Annotated in this window: 13 protein-coding genes; 1 reads left to right on the top strand and 12 read right to left on the bottom strand. The window is 73.4% G+C overall.

Going from position 1 to position 16607, the window contains the following annotated elements:
- Positions 1 to 68: 68 nt before the first annotated feature.
- From G9C85_RS11635 to G9C85_RS11595, 9 genes are all read right to left on the bottom strand, one after another.
- The gene (locus G9C85_RS11635) at positions 69 to 1211 is read right to left on the bottom strand and encodes a bifunctional oligoribonuclease/PAP phosphatase NrnA (protein ID WP_240148865.1); all 1143 of its coding nucleotides are present in this window, start codon (positions 1209 to 1211) and stop codon (positions 69 to 71) included.
- Positions 1212 to 1310: 99 nt separating this feature from the next.
- Positions 1311 to 2207, bottom strand: a complete 897-nt coding sequence (locus G9C85_RS11630) for an NAD-dependent epimerase/dehydratase family protein (protein ID WP_166040081.1) — start codon at positions 2205 to 2207, stop codon at positions 1311 to 1313.
- A gap of 219 nt (positions 2208 to 2426) precedes the next feature.
- Positions 2427 to 2858, bottom strand: coding sequence for a DUF5791 family protein (locus G9C85_RS18920; protein ID WP_166040079.1), 432 nt, complete (start codon positions 2856 to 2858; stop codon positions 2427 to 2429).
- A 3223-nt stretch (positions 2859 to 6081) separates the two neighbouring features.
- Positions 6082 to 7080, bottom strand: coding sequence for a hypothetical protein (locus G9C85_RS11620; RefSeq protein WP_166040077.1), 999 nt, complete (start codon positions 7078 to 7080; stop codon positions 6082 to 6084).
- A complete protein-coding gene (locus tag G9C85_RS11615; protein ID WP_240148864.1) occupies positions 7077 to 7535 on the bottom strand; it encodes a hypothetical protein in 459 nt (152 codons plus the stop codon). Before G9C85_RS11615 ends, G9C85_RS11620 begins: the two co-directional genes overlap by 4 nt.
- Complete coding sequence (locus G9C85_RS11610) at positions 7513 to 7989, bottom strand: hypothetical protein (RefSeq protein WP_166040076.1); 477 nt, start codon at positions 7987 to 7989, stop codon at positions 7513 to 7515. Before G9C85_RS11610 ends, G9C85_RS11615 begins: the two co-directional genes overlap by 23 nt.
- 90 nt (positions 7990 to 8079) lie before the next feature.
- The gene (locus G9C85_RS11605; protein WP_166040074.1) at positions 8080 to 9873 is read right to left on the bottom strand and encodes a hypothetical protein; all 1794 of its coding nucleotides are present in this window, start codon (positions 9871 to 9873) and stop codon (positions 8080 to 8082) included.
- Positions 9870 to 11765, bottom strand: coding sequence for an ATPase, T2SS/T4P/T4SS family (locus tag G9C85_RS11600; RefSeq protein ID WP_205254349.1), 1896 nt, complete (start codon positions 11763 to 11765; stop codon positions 9870 to 9872). The genes G9C85_RS11605 and G9C85_RS11600 overlap by 4 nt, the downstream gene beginning before the upstream one ends.
- A gap of 442 nt (positions 11766 to 12207) precedes the next feature.
- Positions 12208 to 12999 carry a hypothetical protein gene (locus G9C85_RS11595; protein ID WP_166039030.1) on the bottom strand — a complete coding sequence of 264 codons (792 nt, stop codon included), beginning with the start codon at positions 12997 to 12999 and terminating at the stop codon, positions 12208 to 12210.
- Positions 13000 to 13132: 133 nt separating this feature from the next.
- Between G9C85_RS11595 and G9C85_RS11590 the strand changes: the two genes are divergently transcribed.
- Complete coding sequence (locus G9C85_RS11590) at positions 13133 to 14212, top strand: tubulin/FtsZ family protein (RefSeq protein ID WP_166040073.1); 1080 nt, start codon at positions 13133 to 13135, stop codon at positions 14210 to 14212.
- 203 nt (positions 14213 to 14415) lie between these two features.
- On the opposite strand, the gene G9C85_RS11585 is transcribed toward G9C85_RS11590, so the two are convergent.
- From G9C85_RS11585 to G9C85_RS11575, 3 genes are all read right to left on the bottom strand, one after another.
- A complete protein-coding gene (locus tag G9C85_RS11585) occupies positions 14416 to 14862 on the bottom strand; it encodes an SHOCT domain-containing protein (protein WP_166040071.1) in 447 nt (148 codons plus the stop codon).
- 66 nt (positions 14863 to 14928) lie between these two features.
- Positions 14929 to 16272 (bottom strand): alkaline phosphatase family protein, encoded by a 1344-nt coding sequence (locus G9C85_RS11580; protein ID WP_166040068.1) that lies wholly within the window; start codon positions 16270 to 16272, stop codon positions 14929 to 14931.
- A gap of 150 nt (positions 16273 to 16422) precedes the next feature.
- Positions 16423 to 16572 (bottom strand): hypothetical protein, encoded by a 150-nt coding sequence (locus G9C85_RS11575; RefSeq protein WP_166040067.1) that lies wholly within the window; start codon positions 16570 to 16572, stop codon positions 16423 to 16425.
- Positions 16573 to 16607: the final 35 nt, after the last annotated feature.

Below are 16607 nucleotides of genomic sequence, written 5' to 3'. Positions count from 1 at the left end.
AACCCGGACCCCCTCCGAGTGCCTCGATAGTCCCTCCCAGCGCCGTCAGTAGTCGCCGAAGAAAACCGTCAGTAGTCGCCCTCCATCGCCCGGAACAGTCGCTGCGAGAACTCCGTTCGACTCACGCCGTCGCTCGGCCCGATCCCGTTCATGTGGTCGAGCGAGAGTTGCCCGCCACCCATTCGAGCGTGCCCGCCGGCTTCGGCCATCGGAATCCCCTCGATCGCGGCCTGCAACGCCTCGCCCATGTGGACGCGGTCGTCGCGAGACCGCCCGGACACGTGAACGAGGCCGTCGTAGTTCCCGAACACGACGACGGCACTCACGCTCTCCCGGTGCGTGAGTTCGTCCGCCGCCTGCGGGATCGCGTCGACGTTCGGAACGTCACCGAGGTCGCAGACCGCGTACGACCCCTCGACCTCGTGGTTCATGATCGCCTTCGCCTTCGTCTCCAGGACCTCGATCGGGACCTGCGGGTTCGCGATCCGATCCAGGAGGTCCTCGTTCAGCGCGGGATACAGGTACGCGCTCGCCTCGAACTCGTGCTCCGAGCACCCCTTCGTGAGGTGGTTCGTGTCCGACTGTATGCCGTACACGAGCCCGGTCGCGAGCTCCGGCGACACGGAGAGGTCGTCGTCCGCGCCGACGGTCGCATCGAGCTCCTGGAAGTACTCGACGAACATCGACGAGCACGCGCCGACCTCCGGGCGGACGTCCGTGACGTCACCGGTGCCTTCGCCGGGGTGATGGTCGACGACCGCGATCGGGTCGACGCCCTCCGCGCCCTGGAACCCGCGCGCCAGGTTGTGGTCGACGAGGACGACGTCCTCGTGGAGGTCGCCGCGCGTCTCGATGCGCTCCAGGTCGAGGTCGAGGACGGTCCGGAACGCGCGATTCTCCTGGTGCCGTATCGACCCCGGGTACTGGAGGACTGGCGTCGAATCGACGCTTCGAGCGATCGTGGCGGCAGCCATCGCGCACGCCATCGCGTCCGGATCCGGGTTCGGATGCATCAAGATCGAGACGTCGTCCGTCCCCGCGAGTGCACGCTTCAGGCGCCGTGCCGGGTGCTGGCGTCGCTTCCACCACCACGCGAGCGCCCCGACCGTCGCGAGCACGACGACAACGGCCGCGACGACAGCCACCCCGGTGTCGTCGCCCAGCGGACGCGGGAGATCGGTGGGCGGCGACACCTGCAACCGCATTCCCATGCCCGACCACATTGGGCCGGAGGCAAAGAAGGTTCCCCCATCGGGCGAATCGCCGTCTCGTGGCCGTCAAACGCCCCAATCGACCCCGTCGAACCCGTTTCAGGCGTCGCCGTGGCGGTAATCGTCGACGGCGCGTTCGTACCCTTCGCGGAACGTCGGGAACCGGAACTCGTACCCGAGGTCGCGGAGGCGCGCGTTGTCGACGCGCTTCTCCGCGCGGATGCGGCGCTCGGCGGCCGCCGACAGGTCGCCGTCGGCGAGGCGCTCGCTCGTCGTCACCTTCTCCGGCGCCGACTCCCCGCACTCGTCGGCGAGCCAGTCCGCGAACGTCCACTTCGCGACCGGTTCGTCGTCTGCGACGTGGACGACGTCGCCGCGACCGCGGTCGGTCTCGAGGAGGTACCGGACGGCGCCGGCGGCGTCGTCCCGATGCACCATGTTCAGGTACCCCTCGGTGACGGGGCCGTCGACGTACCGCGACAGCCGATAGCGGTCGGGACCGTAGAGGCCGGCGAACCGCGCGACCGTGCCGTCGATGCCGTAGAGGCGGTCGGCGGCGAGCGCGACCGCTTCGGCGCTCGCGAGGACGCGCGTCTTCGCCGTCGTCGGCCCGATCGGCGTCGTCTCGTCCACCCAGTCGCCGTCGTGGTCGCCGAACACGCCCGTACTGGACGTGTAGACGATTCGCCGCGGGGCGTCCTCGCGCGTTGCGTACTCGCCGAGCGCGGTCTGCAGGCCGTCGACGTACACCTCGCGCGCGGCGTCGGCGCCGCGACCGCCGGAGGACGCGGCGAACACGAGCGCGTCCGCGTCCGGGAGGTCCGCGACGTCGTCCGGGTCCGTCAGGTCCCCGCGGACGCCGTCGAACCCCGCGTGCTCGATGGCGTCGACGCCGCCGGTCGACCGCCGGACGCCGACGACGTCGTGCCCGCGGTCGACGAGCTGTCGACCGAGTTCGATGCCGACGTAGCCACAGCCGAGGACGACGATTCGCATACTCGTCCGTCGGGCGAGCGGAGCCTTCAACCCCCCGCCTCATCGCCGGCACTCCGGCCCGTGGCCAGGGTCGCTGTCGGGACGGCCGGCGCACGGCAGTCGTCGCATCCAGTTCAGGACGCGTTACCGCTGCCGGCTGGCGATGACGTGCTGGACCCTGACTGACGACCGTTACCGCTGCCGGCTGGCGATGACGTGCTGGCCCCTGACTGACGACCGTTACCGCTGCCGGCTGGCGATGACGTGCTGGACGTGGACGAACTCGTCGAACGTCATCGGTGCGCGGCGCTCGATCTTCTGCTGGACCTCCTTCGCGTCGAGGTCGATCGCGAGCTCGCTCGCGACCGCGTCGACGTCCATGACGCCGGTCGTCATCCCGAGGAGGAGGTGGTCGCACGCGATCTCGACGACGGTGTCGGGGTCGGCGACGCCGTCGCGGAGCGAGAGGACGCTCGCGGCGTCCGAGAGCGTGAAGTCCGCGGGGAGGTCGGCGTCGCCGACGCGCGCGACGACGTCGCGGTCGAGGTCGGTGGCGTCGACCACGGCGTCGACGCCGTGCTCGTCGACGACGGCGGCGAGGTCTTGGGCGTACTCGGCGCGGAGGTCGGCGACCGTGAGGCCGTCGACGTCGTGGCGCTGGTCGTGGAACATGTCCGGTCGTTTCGCCCGCGGGTACAAATCTCCTCCACACTCGCCGCGCTCGCGCTACCGTCTCCCACGCTTGCCGCGCCCACTCGTTCATCCTCCACGCTCGCCGCACGCGCCGGTCCGCACTCGCCGTCCGCCCCCGCCGACTCCCCGTCGGTCGCGTTCCGGTCGGACGCGGTGTCGTCGACCGCACCGGGCCGACGTGCGGGGACGGGACACGGCCAGCCCGGGGAGTCCTCGAACATCACGAAGTTCCGGTCGCCGACGCCGTTCTTCCCGGGCGGGACGACGACGCCGACGGGGACGGTCGCTCGCGCGGTGACGCGGTCGGCGTACCCGAGGCGGTCGTCGACGCCGTCGCCGTCGACGTCGAGCGCGACGACGCTCCCGTCGCGGACGTACGTCGTCGCCCCGAGGCGGCCCGTGGTTGCGTTCCGCGCGCGGACGGCGAACGTCGGGTACGTGCCGCGGACGCTGACGACCCAGACGTTCCCGGTCGCGTACCAGTACCCCGGTGCGGGTGCGAGCGGGACGCCGAGGAACGACGCGTTCGTGCTGTTGAGCGCGCCGCCGACGAACTGCCGGGTGGCGTTCTCCGCGACGTCGCCCGCCTTCTTGTCGAGGTACCCGCGAAGCGCGGCGACGACGTCGTCCGACGGTCGGACTGCACTCGACGCCCGTGCCCGCCGGAGCGCGGTGTCGACGTGCGCTCGCGTCGCGTCCCGGAACCGCGCATCCGAGCGGTCCGCTCGCGCGGCGGCCGCGTCCACGACGCGGTCAGTGACGTCGCCGTCGACGATCGCCGACGCTCGCGCGGTCGTCGACGGATACGTCTCGAACGCGTCCGCGACGGCCGCGCTCGCCGCCTCGGCGTCGAGCGACGTCCGGTCCGCGAGCGCGTTCGCGAGCGTCCGCCGGGTCGCCGCGACCGACTCCGAGACCGACGCCCGGAGTCGACCCGCTCGCGCGCTCAGTTCGTCGGTCCGGTTCGCGCCGTCGACGTCCGTCGCGCGCTCTAGCTGGCGGACGCCGGCGCGGAGGCCGGTCCCGTCGCCGTCCGGCGCGACCGCGTCCGTGACGCGACTCGTCGCGTCGCCCGAGGGGATCGTGAACACGTTCAGGTTCCGCGCGGCGAGTACGTGGACGCTACCGGCGCGCGCGACGCTCGGCACGCGGTCGGCGTCGACAGCGTCGACGACGAGGTACGACGGCGACCCGCCGACGGCGACGTCGACGTCCCCGACGAGGTGATTCTCGACGTTCGCTGGACGACCGTCGCCGCGGTGATCGATCGCGCGCTGGACGCCCGCGAGCCCGCCGACTGCGCGATCCGTGACGTCACCGACCGCCGACCGGACCGCGCCCTTCGTCCGCGAGAGCACGCTCCGGTCGGCGCGAACGCGCGCCTCGAGTCGCCGTTCGACGTGCGCGAGGTACGCGCGCTGCGCGGCGACGCTCGCGACGCCGGCGACAGCGTCGTACTCGTCGGGAACGGGCGCGAGTTCGGCTCGGCGCTCGCGGACCGCAGCGAGCAACGCCACCGTGGGCGGATCGCCGGTCAGGACGCTCCCTCGCTCGACCTCGACGGAGAGGTTCCGGACGCCCTCGCGGAGCGCGGCGACGTCCCGGTAGACGAACTGGCGCGTCCGGTTCGTCGTCGCGCCCTGGAGCGACGTGGACCCGGTCGGTGGGCTGCCGGTCGCGGCACGTACCGCGATCGCGTCCGCGTCGTCGGCGGCGAGGACGTTCGCGCCCGCCTCGGCGACGTCGACGAGGTTCGGGTCCAGCGCGCTCGGCGAGTCGAACGCGGACGGCACCGAATTCTCGACCGCCTCCGGCGGGTGGTGTTCGGCGTGAACGGCGACGCCGACGCGAGCACGCTCGGTCGTCGTCGTGGTCGTCGTGGTCGTCTCGTTCGCCAGCGTCCACCGCGTCCGGTACGTCCGCTCGACGGTCACGACCCTGGTCGCGGCGTCGACGCGCGTCGCCCGCGGCCCGGGAGCGGGGAGGGCGGCGGTGCCGTCCGCGACGGTGACGTCGCGACTCCTGGTCGTTCCCTCTCGCGTCCACCCGACTCCGGGCGGTCGAATCGTCGGCGTTCGCGCGTGCTCGATCGTCTGCACCTGGACCTCTCGACGCAGGCGCGCGTCGTACGCCGACGCGACGGCGTCCGCGAGGCTCTGCCCGTCGCGACCCGCCAACAGGTCCGCGAACGCGTCGTCCGCGGTCTCCCCGACCGACACCGAGAGCTCGTCGTCGTGCCCGGTGTCGCCCGACGGAACGCTCGGAACGCTCGCTCCCGTCGACGAGAACGACCCGCCGGGGTGGTCGCCGAGGACGGCGTCGAGGTACGTCTCCGGGTCGACGCCGGGCGCCGCCCACTGCTTGGTCACCTCGCGGACGCCGACGCGAGCGATGGCCCGCCGGTGCGCGCGCACGCCAGCCGCGTCGACGGTGCCGAGCGAGCCGCGCTGGGCGGCGAGCGCCGCGCCGTTCGCGGCGACCGCGACGTGCCGCGTCGCGAGGACGTTCCCGACGGGCGCACCGGCGTACTGGGCAACCCCGCGAGCGTACGCGATCCCGTAGAGGCGCGCGGCGAACTGCCGGCCGAACCCGGGACCGGCCGTCGCTCGCCGGTCGAGGCGCGCGTCGTAGTCCGCGACGCGGTCGTGGAGGACGAGCGCGGGCGACGCGACCGTCGTCTCGATCTCGCGGACGTCGCGTTCGACGACGCGGTCGTCGACGCGGACGACGAGCGTGACGTTCCGCACGACGACGCCGACGGTCGCGTTCCCGTGTCCCTCGAGCGCGACGTCGCGCTTGCCGGCGCGGAGGTCCGATGGGTCCTCGACGGGTGCGACGGAGAGCGTCGCGGTCGCGTCGCCGACCCGGACCGTCGTCGCCGAGAGCGCTCGCTGCACGCGGACGTACGCCCTGGCGCGGAGCGCGTCCCGGTACGGCGTGCTGTCGTTCAGGACGCGCCCGTACGGCGCGTCCGCGGGCGAAACGACCGGGTTCGCCGCGCCGCGTTCGAGTGCGGTCGCGACGGCGCTCCGGACGGCGGTGCGGGCGCTCGCGGTCGCGCGCTCGGCGGCGACCTCGGCGTCCGGCGGCCCCGGAGACGGCGTCGGCCGGGAGACGACGGCGGCGACGGACGCGGCGGTGACGAGCAGGAGCGCGCCGACGAGCGCGAACGGCACGCGGGCGCGGTCGTCCTCGGCGAGCCTCACGGCGACCACGTCCGGACGGTGATCGTGACGGTTCGCGGATCCGCCTCGCTCGCGGCCGCGCTCGGCGCGTCGTGGCGGTCGCGGAACGCAGCCACGAACAGGTCGGCGAGCGCGCGAGCGAGCAGGTCGTTCGCGCTACCGACGCGGCCACCTTCGAGCGCACCGTCCACGTCGACGCCGAGTGCGTCCCCGAGGCGTCCGTACCGCCCCGCGACGGCCGCTCTGGTCGCGCCGTCGCGCAGTCCCCAGCGCGCGCGAGCGGGCGGCGCGACCGTGGCCATCGTCGCGGCCGCAACCACCTCCGCGAGCGCGCGATAGCCGCCCTCGCGCGCCACGTCCCGACGCTCGGTCGGTCGCGGCCCCGGGCCGACGGGGACCCGAACGCGAGCGACCGCGACGTCGACGCCCGGCGGCGCCGTCGGCCCGACCGTCGTGCGGCCCCTGACGCCGCTCCCAGGCGCCGGCGCGTACGTCGCAGTGACGTTCGCGCGAGCGTCCATGCCCGCGAGCACGCGCTCGGCTCGCTCGACGACCGCCTGCTCGAACGACCCCTCTACGCTGGGGCCGGCAGCCGATTCGCTCGCGTCGACGGCGACGTCCGCGACCGCCGCACGGGCGAGGAGCGCCGCCGTCGTCCCCTGCACCGAGCGCTCGCCGCGGCCGGCACCCTCGCCGCGGCCGGCACCCTCGGCCCGCTCACCACCCTCTGCGCCGCGCGCGTCCGGACCGCGGCGTGCGACCGGGTCGTCCGCGTGAGCGTCTTGGAGCGCGTATTCGACGGTGACGGTCGTGGTCGCGAGCCGATCGGCGGCGGCGTTCGCGCTCGCGGGGTCGTGGCGGTCCGGCGGTGGGCCGGCCGCGGCGAGCACGGCGACGGCGGCAGACACCAGGAGGAGGCAGAGCGTCACGTCGAGCGTCGTGCTCAACCCGCGGTCGACTCGCGGCGACGTCGCTCCTGCCCCGACGCCGAGGCCGCCGGCGCGTGCGCGAGTCACTGCCAGACCTCCACGCGGAGGCGGCCCGTGGCGACCACGCCGGGGGCGACGCGGACGCTCACGGGCTCGCTCGCGGTCGCGGCGTCCGGCGGACTGGCGGGCCCGACGCGCCAGCGGTCGCCCGCCGCGGACAACGACACCGCGACGTCGTAGCCCGCCGGTGCGCTCGAGAGGGCGTCCGAGAGGTCTCCGGGGTCGAGGACGCCATCCTCCGCGAGCGTGGCGCTGGCGCGCTCGAGCGTTGGCTCCGCCACTCGCGGATCACTCGGCGACGGGAAGGCGTCGTAGAGGCCGCCCGCGTACAGCGCGAGCGCCGCGCCGACGACGACGGTCGCCGCGAGCGCCGGCAGTGGCCCGGTCTGCGCGCGGTCGTCGCCGGTCCGCGATCGCCGGGTCGTCGACTGTCCAGGCGGCGACGCCCGGGGCGTCGACTCAGGTGAGGACGAGCGTGACATGCACGTCACCCCAGTTGACGCGGCGGACGACGATCTCGTCGCGAGCCGACCGCCACGTGGCGTCGCCGGCGTCCTCGCGGGTCGCTTCGGCCATCGCCGCGAGCGCTCGCGGCGACTCGAACGCCTCGCTCGGTGGCGTGCCGCGGGCGACCGCACCGAGTCGCGAGTCCGCGTCGACGGGCGTCACCGGCCCGAACGCGAACCGGGCGTGGGTCGCGCCCGCGTCGGTGCGGAGCCCGAGACTGCGTGGCGTCACGCGGACGCTCGAAGCCTCGAGGGGATGGGTCGCGGTCCCGGGGTAGTCGCTCGCGGCGAGCGCGTCCACGGAGTTCGCCGCTGCGCGAGCGTCCGGCGGCGGTCGCGTCGGTAGGTCGGCGGCGACGCCGACCACGACGAGGCTCGCGGCGGCGAGCCCCAGGAAGCAGTACGTCGCGGATAGCGGCACGTCGAACATGCAGGGCGTCGCCGCGGCTCCGTACTTGAACCCTCGGCGGCCTCTCGACGCGTCCGCGCGACGCTCGCGGTCGACCCGTCGCGTCCGATCTCAGACGAGTGCGTTCGTGAGGACGACGCCGGCTGTGAACGAGACGCCCGCCGTCGGGATTGCGGCGGCGACCTCGCGGCCGACGGCGACGCGGTCCAGGCCGGCTTCGAGGACGACGGCGAGCACGGCGAGGATGGCGGCGAGCACGAGGACGTACGCGCCGACGGCGAGGCCCAGTGCGGTCGGGTCGATGCCCGTGCTCGGTGCGTCGCCGAGGAGCGAGCCCGGTGCGGCGAGGCTCCCGGCGAGCGAGACGGTGGCGCCGCCGACGAGCGGCCCGAACCCGCGTCCCGTCGACCGGAGCGTGCCCGTGACCGCGGCGAGGTCGTCGCGACACGCGCGCTCGACGGCGGCGAGGTCCTCGAGGTGGTCAGCGACCGCGACGACCGCCTCGCCCGCGGGTGCGCCCTGGGCGGCGGCGAGCGCGAGCAGGTCGACGACGGCGCGGGTACGCTGACTCGGGAGCGCAGCGACCGCGCCGTGCTCGCCGAGGAACGCGTCGCGGGGGCCGACGCCGAGGCGGCGCTGGACGCCGAGCGCGTCCGCGAACGCCTCGCCGGTCGCGCCGGGGACGTCCGCGCCGGCCGCGAGCGCGTCCTCGACGGCGTCCCCGTCCGCGACCCGTCGCCCGACCGCGTACGCCGCGTCGACGAGGCCGTCCTCGACGGCGAGCGCGCGGTCCCGGACGTCGCCCGCGGCCGCGGCGAGGCGATGGCTGGCGACGCCGACGCCGACCGCGACACCGAGGATCGGCGCGACCCATCGCGGGACGAGTTCGGTGACGGGGAGTTCGACGACGGCCCCGTCGGCGAGCGCGAGGACGCCGCCGGCGACGGTCGCGCCGGCAAGTGCGCCGACGACGAGGGCCGGCCACCGTCGCGTCGGGACGGCCGGGTGGTCGCGGGGGACGCGCGGCGGCGGGAACGCCACGGGCCGGTTCGCGAGCACCCACGCCGTCGCCCCAAGGAGGACGAGCGGGAGCGCGACGTCGTAGACGGCGACGACGAGCGGGAGCGTGGCGGGGAGGCCGACGGCGCCGGCGGCGGGGAGAACGGCGACGAGCGCGAGCGGGAGGAGGACGCCGAACGCGTACAGCGCGTTCACGGGGCCGCTGAGTCCCGTGGTGTACGTGCGGAGGCGGTCGCGGGTGCCGTCGAGGACCGCGGTGAACGCGCGATCGATGCGGCGCCCGCGGTCGCCGTCTGGCGCGTCGGGCGCGCTCGCGAGCAGGTGACACGCCCTCCGGAGGCCCGGTGCGGCGTCGGCGTGCGCGTCCGCGAACGCGGCGAGCGCCCGGTCGAGGCGGCCGCTGCGCCGGGCGTGCGCGCCGAGGGCGTCAGCGAGCGGGTCGTCCGTCGCGTCCGCGGCGAACGCCACCGCGGGCTCCAGGGCCGGTTCGACGTGCAATCGAAGTGCGATCCGGGCGACGAGGTCGGGCGCTCGCCCGAGCGCGCGCCGCTTCCGGACCGCGACGAGCATGCCCGGGAGTTCGTGGACGCCGTGCGCGACGGCGACGACGACCGCGAGCGCGACTGGCGCGAGCACGAACACGGACAGCCCGACGACCCAGCCCGCGAGGAAGCCAGCGAGTGCCACGAGGACGCCAGCGCCGTAGCCGGCGCGGACGAGCGTCTCCGCGGCGACCGGGACGCCGAGGTCGCCGAGCGCCCCGCGCAGGTCCTCGCCGGCCGCTGCCTCGACCGGCGCGAGCGCGGCGAGCAGCCCGCACGCGACCGCGACCCGTCGCTCGCGTTCGCGCGGGCCGGTGACGTCGTCTCCGACGCCCGAGGTCACGCCGACCACGCTCCGGGGTCGAGTCGCCCCGCCCTCGCCCGGTCGGCGAGCAGCGCCTCGCGGTCCGCGAGCGCATCCCGGACGGCCGCGTAGTCCTCCGTCGGCGTCGCCAGATCCGCGACGAGCGCGCTGTTCCCGCGAGCGATGCGGCTCGTCGCCCGCAAGCGGCCGTCGTCGTCGAGTTCGTATAGCGAGCGGAACGTCGCGTCGTCGCCCGCGCCGACGACCTCCTCGATGCGAGCGACGCGCCGCTCGACGCTCCCGTCGACCGTCACGCGCCGGCACGTCACCACGCAGTCCGTCGCGGCGAACGACGACGCCGACACGCCGAGGTCCTCGACCACGCGCTCGCGCACCGCTCTCGCGCCGTCCCCGTGGATCGTCCCGAGGACGGCGTCGCTGCTCGCGCCGACGCGCATCGCCTCGTAGAGCACCTGGGCCTCCTCGCCGCGGACCTCGCCGACGACGAGCGCGCCCTCCCCGAGGCGGAGCGCCGTCCGGAGCGCGTCCGCGGCGGAGAGCGCGTCGCCGCGTTCGCTCGTCTGCAACCCCTGGACGTCGCGGTCGTCCGCGCGGAGCGCTTCGACCGGGAGTTCGGGCGTATCCTCGACGAGGACTGCACGCGTCGTCGCGTCGAGCTCGAAGCAGAGCGCGCCCAGGAGCGTCGTCTTCCCCGCGCCGCGAGCGCCGGCGACGAGCGTCGCCGCGGCCCTGGTCGTCGCGAGCGACAGGAGCGCCGCCGCCTCGGCCGGCACGGTGTCGTTCGCGACGAGCGCCGGGAGCGTGAACGCGTCCTCGCCGCCGCGACGGAACGCGAACCCGACGCCGTCCGCGACCGGGTCGCGAACGCCAGCGACGCGTACGGGGGTCTCGCCGACGGTCGTCGCCGCGTCCACCGTCGGCGTCGCTCGCGAGAACGCCCGCCCGCTCTCCGCGCGGACCCGCGACGCGAGCGCGCTCGCGCCGTCGACCGTCACCCGGCAATTCGTCGGTACCGACCCGTCCTCGCCGAGGCCAACGCGCAGCGCCGGGCCGTCGTCGTCGCTCGGCGCGTACACGTCCGTCACCGCGGGGTCGGCGAACGCGTCCTCGAGGACGCCGTCGCCCGCGGTCTGTCGACGGAGCACGTCGACGACGCGCGAGTTCCGGTCCGAGTCCGGGTCCGAATCCGCGTCGCCGTCCGTAACGGCGTCCACCGCGCGCCGGCGGGCGCGAGCCGTGCCGCCGTAGTCGCCGGCGGCGACGCGCTCGTACGCCCGCCGGAACGCGTCCCGGCCCGCGTCGTCGAGCGACGCCCACGCCGGCCGGAGGTGGTAGCGCGGCCGACCGCGGTCGTCGCGGTACCGCGTCGCCACGCCGCCCGTCGAGAGGCTCCGTGTCTCTTCGGCGGTCCAGTCGGCGGGCGGAGTCAGGCGGACGCGGACCGGTGCGACGACGGGGCCCTCGTGGACGGCGAGCGCGTCGTAACCGGCGATGCCTTCGGCCGCAACGAGGAGCCCGGATTCGGCCGCCCACTCCGAGACCGGCGGAGCGCGAGCGCGAGCGCTCTCGGCCGCCCCGAGCGGGTCGCGACGGACGCGCTCCGCGAGCGGGTCAGAGGCGTCGCCGAGTCGAGCGAGGAATCGACCGGCAGCGACGAACAGCGCGACCGCGCGGTCGCCGTACCGACGCTCGAACCCACGCGCGCGCACCCTGACGGCGTCCACGGTGCGGTCGCGGCACGCGGCGACGACGGTCGCGCGACAGCCCTCGTTCGCGACGAGGTCGCCGTCACCATCGCAGTCGCTTCCGTCGACGCAGAGCGCGTCACCATCGCAGTCGCTTCCGTCGACGCAGAGCGCGCCGCCCTCGATGCTCGTCGTGCACGCACAGTCGTCGCGTCGGTCGAACATGCCGACGGTGGCCGCGCCTCCCCCGATAAACGCTCGGCGTCCCCGGTGGCGCGCGCGACCACCACGCCACACGCCGTCTTCGACACCGCGATCCGGTGCATGCCCGACGTCTCCAGTACGAGCGGGCCGTCCGGCGCGCTGACGGATGCGGGCAGCGCGCGACCGCCGCGGCGACCGCTCGCGAGCCGGTACCGGACCGTGCGCCCCGACACCCGGACCTCGGCGACGCCAGCCGTTCCGACCGCGGCCTCCGGAACGTCGACGGCGACGACGCGCCGCGTCCCCCGCGGCGCCCCCGAGACGTGCTCGACCGCCAGCGCCAGTCGGTCGGCGTCCCCCGAGACCGCCTCGACGGTCGCACGCTCGCGCGCCGCCTCGATGCCGGGCGCGGCGACCGCGAGCAACGCCACCGCGAGCGCGACCGCCGCCAGGACCCGGAGCGTCACAGCGCGTCACGGAGCCGCGCGACTAACCCCGGCTGCTCGCGGTCGTCGTCCGCGTCCGGATCCTCGTACGGCGCCCGCGGCTCCTCGGGCGGCCACGCGACCACCTCGCCCTCCGTGTCGGCGCCATCGCGACGGCGGCCACCATCGCCGGCTCGGGCGGAGTCGTCCCGTCGACGCTCGTCGGCGCCCCGGCCAGCGTCGCGAGGCCGACCGTGGTCGGTAGTCGACGCACGGGTCTCGGTCCCTCCACTGGTCGCCTCGCTCGCGTCCACCGGCACCCGACTTCGGTCGGACGTCGGTGCTCGCTCGCGGCCCGCGGACGCCCCGGAACCACGGGGAGCGTCCCGTTCCAGCGCGGCAACGCGCTCGCGGAGGTCGTCCGCGGTCGCGACCGCCGCGTCCGCGCGCTCCTCCACGCGGTCGTTCACCGCGCGCACGCTCCCCGCGTACCCCCGGAGCGCCTGCACCGCCGCCTCCAGCTCCGCGACGCGCTCGGTCAACGCCGCCACGTCCGCCGCGGCCGCGCTCCCGTCGTCGGCCACCGTCCCGTCGTCGGCCGCGGACGCCGACCACCCGGCACCGTCGCCCGCGTTCGCAGTTCCGCCGCCCGTCGCGTCCGCAGCGCTCGCACTCGCGCCGCTCGCCGCGTCAGCGGCGCCTCCGGGCGCCGTCGCTCCCGGGTCGTCGCCGAACGCCGTCGCTCCCGGGTCGTCGCCGGACGCCGTCGGCGTCCCGTCGTCCAGCGCATCGTCGACCGCCGCGAGCCGCTCCTCGAAGTCACCTGGCATGCAGCCACCTCGCCGCCCCCTCTCACATCAACCCTCGGCGTCAGGGAGCCGTCGCCGACCACCCACTGCCGCGGCGTCGACACCCATCGGGCATGGGGAAGGTCTATGTGCCCACCACGGAAAACAGCGTGACATGAAAGTGGTCCTCATCGGCGTCGGACAGGCGGGTGGGAAACTCACCCAGCGCCTCGCCGAGTTCGACCAAGAGATGGACTTCGGCGCCGTCCAGGGCGCACTCGCCGTCAACACCGCCGAAGCCGACCTCCGGAACCTCGACATCGAGACGCAACTCGTCGGCCAGGATCGCGTGAACGGCCACGGCGTCGGCGGCGACAACGAACTCGGCGCCGAGGTCATGCAAGCGGACGCCATCGAAGTGATGGACGGCCTCGACGGGAAGATCACCGCGAGCGCCGAAGCGATCTTCGTCGTCGCCGGCCTCGGCGGCGGCACCGGCAGCGGCGGCGCGCCCGTCCTCGCGAAGGAACTCCAGCGCGTCTACTCGGTTCCCGTCTACGGCCTCGGCATCCTCCCCGGCCGCGGCGAAGGCGCCATGTACCAGGCGAACGCCGGACGCTCCCTGAAGACGCTCGCCCGCGAAACCGACTCGACGCTCCTCGTCGACAACGACGCCTGGCACGACGCCGGCGAAAGCGTCGAGGAAGCCTTCGCGACCATCAACCAGAACATCGCCCAGCGCGTCGGCCTCCTCTTCGCGAGCGGCGAGAACGTCGACGGCGTCGCCGAATCCGTCGTCGACTCCTCGGAGATCATCAACACCCTCCGCGAAGGCGGCATCGCCTGCCTCGGCTACGCCAGCGCCGTCAGCGGCGACACCGCCGAAGACAACATCAACGCCGTCACCACCATCACGCGGAACGCCCTCCTCACCGGCACCAGCCTCCCCGACGCCACCACCGCCGACGCCGCCCTCCTCATCATCGCGGGCCGCAGCGACGTCATCCCACGCAAAGGCGTCGAGAAAGCACGCAAGTGGCTCGAAGACGAAACCGGCAGCCTCCAAGTCCGCGGCGGCGACTTCCCCCTCGACAGCGACCGCCTCGCCGCCCTCGTCCTCCTCGGCGGCGTCGAACGCAGCCGCCGCGTCGACGAATTCATGGAACGAGCCAGAGAAGCCCACAAACGCAACCAACGAGACGCAGTCGACCACACAGAAACCTTCCAGAACGACGAACTCGACGACCTCTTCTGAGACAACCTTTTTTCTGCGTCGGGTGCGCCAGAGGCGCACCCTCCTTGAAAAAACGTTGATGAAAAAAGCCCGAGCGCTCACTTCGTTCGCGCTCGGTGGGCGCGCTGGACGACACAGCACCGCTATCGCATCTGCGACCGCCACCGCATCCGCGACCGCCATCGCAACTGCATCCGTAACCGCGACCGCAGCCGCATCTGCGGTTACTCGTACTCGAGTTCGCGGTCCGTCGATTCGTCCGTCGTCCGCTGGGCGTCTGCCCGGTCGCGTTTGTGCCGGTCGACCGTATCTCGGGCGTCCTCGAGCGTCTCGGTCTCGAGCAAGCGTTCAAGCTTTCGCTCGAACTGCGCTTCGGAGAGTTCGCCGCGCGCGTACCGGTCCCGGAGCGTGTCTAGGGCGTCGGCCTTCGACCCGGGCACGTTCGAGGCCTCTCGCGGGGCGTCGACGGACTCGCGACCGTCGTCCGTCTCCTCGTCGGTCTCGGGCTCCTCGCCGGTCAGCATCCCGACCAGCGGAACGATCACGCCGTACCCGACCACGAACGCGACCCACCAGTTCTCGACGCCGAGGAACAACCCCGTGAGTGCCACTCCCAGGACCAATAGCGACACCGCACCCGTGTACGACCGCGACCCGGAGTGGTCCGCCATACGCGACGGTTCGAGCACCACGCGAAAAAGCGTTGTCGTGTCGACAGCACGCCCCCGCAGGCGACCCTACACCAGGCTCGCGCCGTCGAACTCGGTCCGGTCGTAGTCGACGTCCATCAGGTCGAGGATCGTCGGCGAGATGTCGTAGAGGTCCGTGTCCGAGACGTTCGCGTCGTCGTCGTCGACGAACAGGCTCGCGTTCTCGAAGCTATGCATGCCGTTCCGCGGACCGCTCCCGAAGACGTCCTCGTGGCCCTTGAACCCGGCCTTGAGGTCGAACCCGTGGTTCGGGATGACGACGAGGTCCGGCGCGATGTCCTCGTGGTCGCCGCGGAACGCGTCCTCCTTCTCGACGACGCGCTGCGCGACCTTCTTCCCGTCCGGTCCCTCGAGCGCCTCCAGTTCGGCCTTGAGTTCGTCGCGGACCGCCTCGTACTCGTCCTCCGGCACGCTCCCGCGCGGCTCCCGACCCTCGAGGTTCAGGTAGAACCGACCCGGGATGAGCGAGTACGCTCGCGTGTCGTCCGCGATGTCGCCGAGCTCGCTGTGGTCGTCGTCCTCGTACGACAGCCAGCCGGCGTCCTCCAGCCACGCGTTCAGGTGGACTTCGTAGTCCTGACTCGTGAACCCGTGGTCCGACGCGACGATCATCGTCACGTCGTCGGGGAGCTGGTCGCGGAGCTTCCCGAGGTACTCGTCGACCTTGCTGTAGAACTCCATGAACAGCTCCTTGTTCTCGGTCCCGTCCTCGTAGTCCTTGAACAGGAAGTGGTTGACGCGGTCGGTCGTCATGAACACGCCGAAGAAGAGGTCCCAGTCGTCCTCCGCGACGTAGTGCGAGAACGCCTCGTAGCGCGCGTCGACGGTCGCATGTGCGTTCTCCATGAACTCCGTCTTGTCGTCCTGGTGCCCGAGTTTCGCGTTCGCGTCGATCTTGTAGTCGATCGACTCGAGGTACTCGCGGAGGTCGTCGGGGTACGACGCCTTGTCGATGCCCGGCGACAGGAATCCGCTGACCATCCGCTGGACGTCGCGCTGCGGCGGGAACGTCACGGGGACGTTCATCACGGTCGCGTTCCGGCCGTCGTCGGTGACGCGATCCCAGACGCGGTTCACCTGGACGTCCCGCCCCATCGGCACGTACGTGTCGTACGATCCGACCTCTCGGTCCTGGAACCCGTAGACGCCCGTCTCGCCGGGATTCCGCCCGGTCGTGAGCGCCGGCCAGCACGCCGAGGACTCCGGCGGGACGATCGAGTCGATCGCGCCCGCACTCCCCTCCTTGGCGAGCGCGTTCAGGTTCGGGAAGACGTCGGGGTTGTCACGAACGAGACTGTACGGTACCCCGTCGATTCCGAAGAAGGCGACGCGGGGTGCGTCGTCGCCGCGAAGCCGGTCGAAGAGACCCATACCAGCCTGTAACGGGGTGGGATACAAGAACTTTCTTTTACTGCGAGAAGTGGCCGTGAGCCCGGAGATTCCAGAGCCTCCCGAGCGCAGTTCGTCCTGGGAGCCGCGCGGTCAGTCGGTTCGAGCGGGGGCGTCGGCCACGGAGACCGCTCAATCCCGTCGCTCGAAGTTCGTCGGGACGACGGTCCGGTGGTCGATGCCGATGGCTGGGCGGTCCGAGGACGGACCGTCGTGGTCCTCGTCGTGGTCGGCGTCGGGGTCGCCGTCGGCGTCGACGGTGGGGTGACGTGCGGTGGCCATGACGAGAGGACCTACGCACCACGCCCGCATAATAT

The sequence above is a fragment of the Halorubellus sp. JP-L1 genome (assembly GCF_011440375.1).
In the GTDB taxonomy this organism is placed as follows: Archaea; Halobacteriota; Halobacteria; order Halobacteriales; family Natrialbaceae; genus Halorubellus.
The sequence above is the reverse complement of the archived record's forward strand: the minus strand, read 5'-3'. Positions and strand labels throughout refer to the sequence as shown.

Bases quoted from the DNA above. Each gene is read 5' to 3' on its own strand.
- G9C85_RS11575 (WP_166040067.1), bottom strand. From the start codon at position 16,572: ATGGCCACCGCACGTCACCCCACCGTCGACGCCGACGGCGACCCCGAC.
- G9C85_RS18920 (WP_166040079.1), bottom strand. From the start codon at position 2,858: ATGTTCCACGACCAGCGCCACGACGTCGACGGCCTCACGGTCGCCGAC.
- G9C85_RS11615 (WP_240148864.1), bottom strand. From the start codon at position 7,535: ATGTCACGCTCGTCCTCACCTGAGTCGACGCCCCGGGCGTCGCCGCCT.
- G9C85_RS11610 (WP_166040076.1), bottom strand. From the start codon at position 7,989: ATGTTCGACGTGCCGCTATCCGCGACGTACTGCTTCCTGGGGCTCGCC.
- G9C85_RS11580 (WP_166040068.1), bottom strand. From the start codon at position 16,272: ATGGGTCTCTTCGACCGGCTTCGCGGCGACGACGCACCCCGCGTCGCC.
- G9C85_RS11600 (WP_205254349.1), bottom strand. From the start codon at position 11,765: ATGTTCGACCGACGCGACGACTGTGCGTGCACGACGAGCATCGAGGGC.
- G9C85_RS11595 (WP_166039030.1), bottom strand. From the start codon at position 12,999: ATGCCAGGTGACTTCGAGGAGCGGCTCGCGGCGGTCGACGATGCGCTG.
- G9C85_RS11585 (WP_166040071.1), bottom strand. From the start codon at position 14,862: ATGGCGGACCACTCCGGGTCGCGGTCGTACACGGGTGCGGTGTCGCTA.
- G9C85_RS11635 (WP_240148865.1), bottom strand. From the start codon at position 1,211: ATGGGAATGCGGTTGCAGGTGTCGCCGCCCACCGATCTCCCGCGTCCG.
- G9C85_RS11630 (WP_166040081.1), bottom strand. From the start codon at position 2,207: ATGCGAATCGTCGTCCTCGGCTGTGGCTACGTCGGCATCGAACTCGGT.
- G9C85_RS11590 (WP_166040073.1), top strand. From the start codon at position 13,133: ATGAAAGTGGTCCTCATCGGCGTCGGACAGGCGGGTGGGAAACTCACC.